A 5,770-nucleotide genomic window follows, 5' to 3' on the forward strand; every position below is an offset into this window, starting at 1 on the left:
GTCCTTCGCCGCGCGGCCGGCGCCGAGGCGCATGGCGGCGACGCCGATCTCCTCGGCGTCGATGCGGTGCACGTAGCCGTCCGCCGCCGCGGCGACGGTCACGCGAGCCGCCGCCTGCGGCAGCAGCTCCGGCCGCTCGGCGACGGCCGGATCGCCGCCCTGCGCGGCGATCAAGCGGCCCAGCTTGCGCAGCGCTTCGCCCGAAGCGATCGCCTGCTCGAGCTTCTCCCGCGCTTCCGCCGCGTCCCCCGCGCGCCCGCCGAGCACGAGCATATGGCTGCCCAGCTCGAGGCACAGCTCGCGCAGATCGGCCGGCCCTTCGCCGCGCAGAATCTCGATCGCCTCGCGCACTTCGAGCGCGTTGCCGATCAATCGGCCGAGCGGCTGGTCCATGTCCGTGATCGCCGCGACCGTGTTCCGCCCGACCTCCGTGCCGATGGCGACCATCGCCTTGGCCAGCTCGATCGCCTCTTCCGCCGTCTTCATGAACGCCCCGCTGCCGAACTTCACGTCCAGCAGGATGGCATCGGCGCCGGCGGCGATCTTCTTGCTCATGACGGAGCTCGCGATGAGCGGAATCGAATCGACGGTGCCGGTCACGTCGCGCAGGGCGTACAGCTTCTTGTCCGCCGGCGCGATGTTGCCGCTCTGGCCGATGACCGAGACGCCGATCTCGTTCACCTGCGAGAAGAAGGCTTCCCGGCTAAGCTCGGTGCGGAACCCGGCGATCGCCTCCAGCTTGTCGATCGTGCCGCCCGTATGGCCGAGCCCGCGCCCGCTCATCTTTGCCACGGGAACGCCGCAGGCGGCGACCATCGGGGCGAGAATGAGCGTCGTTTTGTCCCCGACGCCGCCCGTGCTGTGCTTGTCCACCTTGACGCCGCGGATGGCGGACAGGTCGACTACGTCGCCGGAGTTCGCCATCGCCATCGTCAAGCGCGCCGTCTCCGCCGCGGTCATGCCCGTGAAGCAGACCGCCATCGCCCAAGCGGCGATCTGGTAGTCGGGGATCGTCCCCGACACGACGCCGTCCACGACGTAGCGGATCTCCGGCTCCGTCATCTCTTCGCCGGTTCTTTTCTTCCGAATCAGGTCTACCATGCGCATATGGCTCTTCCTCCATCCCGTCATTCTCTCTGTCGAGCCCGGCCGCAATATAACCGAACCGTCCTGACCGTCTTACAGCTTGGGCAGCAGCGCCAGGACGAGAGAGACGAACTGCCCCTTCACCCGCTCCGTCGTCTCCATCACTTCCTCGTGGGAGAGAGGCTGGTCGAGAATGCCCGCGGCCATGTTGGTGATGCAGGAGATGCCGACGACCTCCATGCCCGAGTGGCGCGCCACGATAACCTCCGGCACGGTCGACATGCCGACGGCGTCCGCCCCTAATACCCGCAGCATCCGGATCTCGGCCGGCGTCTCGTAGTTCGGGCCGAGCATGCCGGCGTAGACGCCTTCCTGGACGGGAATGCCGAGCTCCGCCGCCGTCTCCTTGGCGACTTCGCGCAGCCGGCGCGTATACGCGTCGGACATGTCGGGGAAGCGGACGCCGAGGGCGTTGTCGTTCGGCCCGACGAGAGGATTGCGGCCCGTCAGGTTCAGATGGTCCGAGATAATCATCAGGTTGCCCGAAGCGAAGTCCAGATTAATCCCGCCGGCCGCGTTCGTGACGAGCAGCGTCTTGGCGCCGAGCTGCTTCATGACGCGGACGGGCAGAGCCGTCCTCTCCGGCTCGTAGCCTTCGTACATATGGAAGCGTCCGCGCATCAGCGCGATGACGCGGCCCTGCAGCCGTCCGACGACGAGCTCGCCGGCATGGCCCTCGACCGTCGACACCGGGAAATGCGGGATGTCCGCGTACGGAATCGTCACCGCGTCCTCCGCCTCGTCGCCGATAACGCCGAGGCCGGATCCCAGAATGAGCCCGATCTCGGGCTTCAGGGATGTTTTCGACGCGATATAGGCTGCCGCTTCCTCGATCGTTTGCTTGGTTTGGATGGCCATCTCCACACTCTCCCTCAATCTCTATTGAAGCAGGGACAAGAAGCTGTCGCCGTTGCCCGTGCCCGCTACCTTGAAGTTGTCCGCGATCGTCGCGGCCAGGTCCGAGAACGTCCGCCGAACTCCCAGATCGCCGGGAGTCTTGAGGGACGGGCCGTAGACGAGAATCGGAACGTACTCTCTCGTATGGTCCGTGCCGGCGTGGACCGGGTCGTTGCCATGATCGGCCGTGATGACGAGCAGATCGTCGGGCGCCAGCCGCCCGATCAGGTCGGGCACGGCGCGGTCGAACTCCTCGAGCGCCTTCGCGTACCCGGCCGGATCCCTCCGGTGCCCGTACAGCGAATCGAAGTCGACCAGGTTCGTGAACAGCAGTCCCGCGAAGGAACGCTCCAGCTCCGCGATCGTCGCCTGGATTCCGTGCGCGTTGCTCTTCGTCGGAATCGCCTTCGTAATGCCTTCCCCGCTGAAAATATCGTTGATCTTGCCCACCGCCGACACTTCGAGCCCCGCCTTCTTCAGGGAGTTCAGCACCGTCGGCTGCGGCGGCTTGAGCGCGTAGTCGTGGCGGTTCGGCGTCCGCTCGAAGGCGCCCGGCTTGCCTACGTACGGCCTCGCGATGACGCGTCCGACCGAGAATTCGTCGGCGAGCGTCAGCCGGCGGGCGACGCGGCAGGCTTCGTACAGCTCCTCGAGCGGAATGACGTCTTCGTGAGCGGCGATCTGGAAGACGCTGTCGGCGGACGTGTAGACGATCCACGCCCCGCTGCGCATCTGCTCCGCGCCGAGCTCGTCCAGAATCTCGGTTCCGGAAGCCGGCTTGTTGCCGATGACGGAACGGCCGGTCTCCCGCTCGAAGGCGGAGATCAGCGCGTCCGGGAATCCGTTCGGGAACGTGCGGAACGGAGTGGGCACCTTGAGCCCCATCAGCTCCCAGTGGCCGGTCATCGTGTCCTTGCCGGCCGAGACCTCCGCCATTTTCCCATAGTATGCCGTCGGAGCGCTCTCTTCCGGCCAATCTCCGAGCGGAGCGATGTTGCCGAGACCGAGCTTGCGGAGGTTCGGCAGCCGCAGTCCGGGCTGCGATTCCAGGATATGTCCGAGCGTATGGGCTCCCTTGTCCCCGTACCGGTCCGCGTCCGGGAGCTCTCCGATGCCGACGCTGTCAAGAACGATAACGGCGATTCTGCGGAATGTCATGGCGTCCTCCTCCTACCTTTCTCTGCGCGATCTGGGATGAGCGCGTTCGTAGACTTCCTTGATTCGAGCTTCGGCCGGCGGCTGGTAAATCTGCGTGGAAGACAGATCGGCGTGCCCCAGCATCTCCTGAACGGAGCGCAGATCCGCCCCGCCGGCCAACAAGTGGGCGGCGAACGAATGCCGAAGCGTATGCGGGGCGATGTCCTCGTCCACGCCGGCTTCCTTCGCGGCCTGCTTGATCAGCTTCCAGAATCCTTGCCTCGTCATTCGCCTGCCGAGATGGCTGAGGAACAGAGCCGGGTCCGGCTTGTCCTCCCTGGCGAAGCGCGGCCTGGATTCCTGGATATATCTTACCATCCATTCCGCGCAGTGGAAACCGATCGGAACCATTCTCTCCTTGCCCCCGGGGCCCCGGCACGACAAAATGCCGAGGTCGGTCCGCACGTCCTCGACGTCGAGCGCGATCAGCTCCGAGACGCGGAGCCCGGACGCGTACAGCACCTCGAGCATCGCCCGGTCCCGGATGCCGGCTGGCGTATCCGAGCGGGGAGCGGCGAGCAGCTTCTCCACGTCGGCTTCGGACAGAATCCGCGGAGCCTTCCGCTCCACCTTGGGGGATTCCAGCGACAGCGCGGGATTGGCGGCGATCTTCCCTAACGAGACGAGATGGTTGAAAAAGGAGCGCAAGCTCACGAGCCTGCGGGACACGGTGGCGTTCGTCCGGGCCTTCGCCCGAAGGCCGTGCAGATAGGCCGACAGGTGGTGGGGCCGGACCTGTCCGGGTTCGGTAATTCCCTGCTCCTCCAGCGCGCGGATCAAGTCGAGCAAGTCGCGTCTATACCCTTCAAGCGAGTTGGAAGCGAGCCGCTTCCGTTCCCGCAAATCGTCGATAAAGCTCTCCAAGCAATCTCTCATGTCGGTTCGGTACCCTCTCGTCGTTCTTGGCGGCAATTCCGTTCGTTCGCCTGCGCATCTCTATATTTCACACCTCTATATTCCACGCCGGAGCCCGGGAATCCTGCTCCCCCCTCACTCCCCGAGCCACAGGAACAGCTTCAGCCGCTCCTCCCACGATTCCGGGCTGCCGGTCGCCGCTTCCGTCCGGAACACCTTGGTCGCTCCTCCTTCCGGCACCTTATAGGGGTCGAACGGAACGATCCAATCCTGCATCCACGCGAACACGTGATGCACCATGACCGTCAGCACGAGGAAAAGCAGGGTGAATTGCAGGCGTTCGAGCCATCTTCCGCCTCCCGAAGCTCTCATGGGCTCTCCTCCGATCCAGGGCTGTCTCTCTGTACACGATATGTGGACGAGAGCCGGAACATGCGCCGCCGCCCGTTCCCGCAAGGCGAATGCACCCTATCCGTCAAGCACCCATACATTGCATAAGGGAAGGCCAAGACCCGCCCAAACCGACCGTTCCAAGGGAGAGTTGCGCTAGAATGAATTCCGTCGAGCAACTGCTGTGCCGTTCCGTTCGCGCGAAGCCGTCCCGCTCCGCCGAACGGCGAATCGTCGCGTTCCGCGATCCGGCGGACTACCGAAGCTGCTTGCGGCGGTTGGCCGCGATGGGCGTGAAGCCCGTCAAGACCTCTTCCGCGCTTCGCCTGATCTGCGTCCGCGCGAACAAGAAGCACGATTGGGGGAAGCTGAGATCCCATCCGAAGGTCGCTTACGCGGAGAAGGACGCGAAGGTGACCGCCCACGGCCTGCCGGATACGAAGCGGAAGGTGCGCGTCCGTCGCTCGTCGGCCAAGGCCGACTGCCCTCCCAAGGCGCCGTGGAACGTGTGCCGCGTCCAGTCCCCTCCGGTATGGACGCGCACCCGGGGCGCCGGGGTGAAGATCGGCATCATCGACACCGGCATCGCCAGGCATCCGGACCTTCGGATCGCCGGAGGCGTCAACACGATCGGCGGAACCTCGTTCGCCGACGACAACGGCCACGGCACCCACGTGGCGGGAATCGCGGCCGCGACCGGGCGCGGGAGGATTTTCGGCAACGCGCCGCAGGCCGGGCTCTACGCGATCAAGGCGCTCGACAGCTCGGGGAGCGGCTTCGTCTCCGATATCGTAGAGGGCATCGATTGGTGCATCGCGAACGGGATTCGGGTCATCAACATGAGCTTCGGCATGCCCGGGGACAGCCAGGCTCTGCGCGCGGCCGTCCGTCGGGCGAGACGGCGCGGGATCGTTCTCGTCGCGTCGGCCGGCAACGATGGGCGCCAGAGCGGAGGCGTCATCGACGCGCCGGCTCGGTATCCCGAGACGCTGGCCGTCGCCGCCACGACGCGGGGCGACCGGGTCGCGTCGTTCTCGAGCCGGGGCCGCGGGATCGACCTGGCCGCGCCGGGCGTCAACATTCTCTCGACGTGGCCGGGCGGACGGTACGTGCGGCTGTCGGGCACGTCCATGTCGGCCCCGCACGTCACCGGCGGCTCGGCGCTGCTGCGCGCTCTGTCTCCGCGGCTCGGCGCTTCGGCCGTCGGGTCCCGCCTGCGGGCGAACGCGCGGCGCATCCCGGGCGGCCGGATGGCGGTCGGCTCCGGCCTGCTGCAGGTCGCTCC

Annotated in this window: 6 protein-coding genes; 1 reads left to right on the forward strand and 5 read right to left on the reverse strand. The window is 66.3% G+C overall.

From position 1 onward, the window contains the following. From H7B90_RS32215 to H7B90_RS32235, 5 genes are all read right to left on the reverse strand, one after another. Positions 1-1,107 (reverse strand): pyrimidine-nucleoside phosphorylase (locus tag H7B90_RS32215; protein WP_185140005.1); only part of this gene is annotated, 1,107 nt, incomplete at its 3' end. Positions 1,108-1,179: 72 nt separating this feature from the next. Continuing rightward, on the reverse strand, positions 1,180-2,004 hold the full coding sequence (locus H7B90_RS32220; RefSeq protein ID WP_185140006.1) for a purine-nucleoside phosphorylase: 825 nt from the start codon (positions 2,002-2,004) through the stop codon (positions 1,180-1,182). A 21-nt stretch (positions 2,005-2,025) separates the two neighbouring features. After that, positions 2,026-3,201 carry a phosphopentomutase gene (locus H7B90_RS32225; protein ID WP_185140007.1) on the reverse strand — a complete coding sequence of 392 codons (1,176 nt, stop codon included), beginning with the start codon at positions 3,199-3,201 and terminating at the stop codon, positions 2,026-2,028. Positions 3,202-3,213: 12 nt separating this feature from the next. Then, entirely contained in the window at positions 3,214-4,116 is a 903-nt protein-coding gene (xerD, locus tag H7B90_RS32230) for a site-specific tyrosine recombinase XerD (RefSeq protein WP_185140008.1), read from the reverse strand. A gap of 114 nt (positions 4,117-4,230) precedes the next feature. Further along, positions 4,231-4,467 (reverse strand): DUF4227 family protein, encoded by a 237-nt coding sequence (locus H7B90_RS32235; protein WP_185140009.1) that lies wholly within the window; start codon positions 4,465-4,467, stop codon positions 4,231-4,233. 179 nt (positions 4,468-4,646) lie between these two features. On the opposite strand from H7B90_RS32235, the gene H7B90_RS32240 reads away from it, so the two are divergent. After that, positions 4,647-5,770: S8 family peptidase (locus H7B90_RS32240; protein WP_185140010.1), on the forward strand; the 1,124-nt coding region annotated here is incomplete at its 3' end.

The organism is Cohnella xylanilytica (genome assembly GCF_014212175.1).
Lineage (GTDB): Bacteria > Bacillota > Bacilli > Paenibacillales > Paenibacillaceae > Cohnella > Cohnella xylanilytica.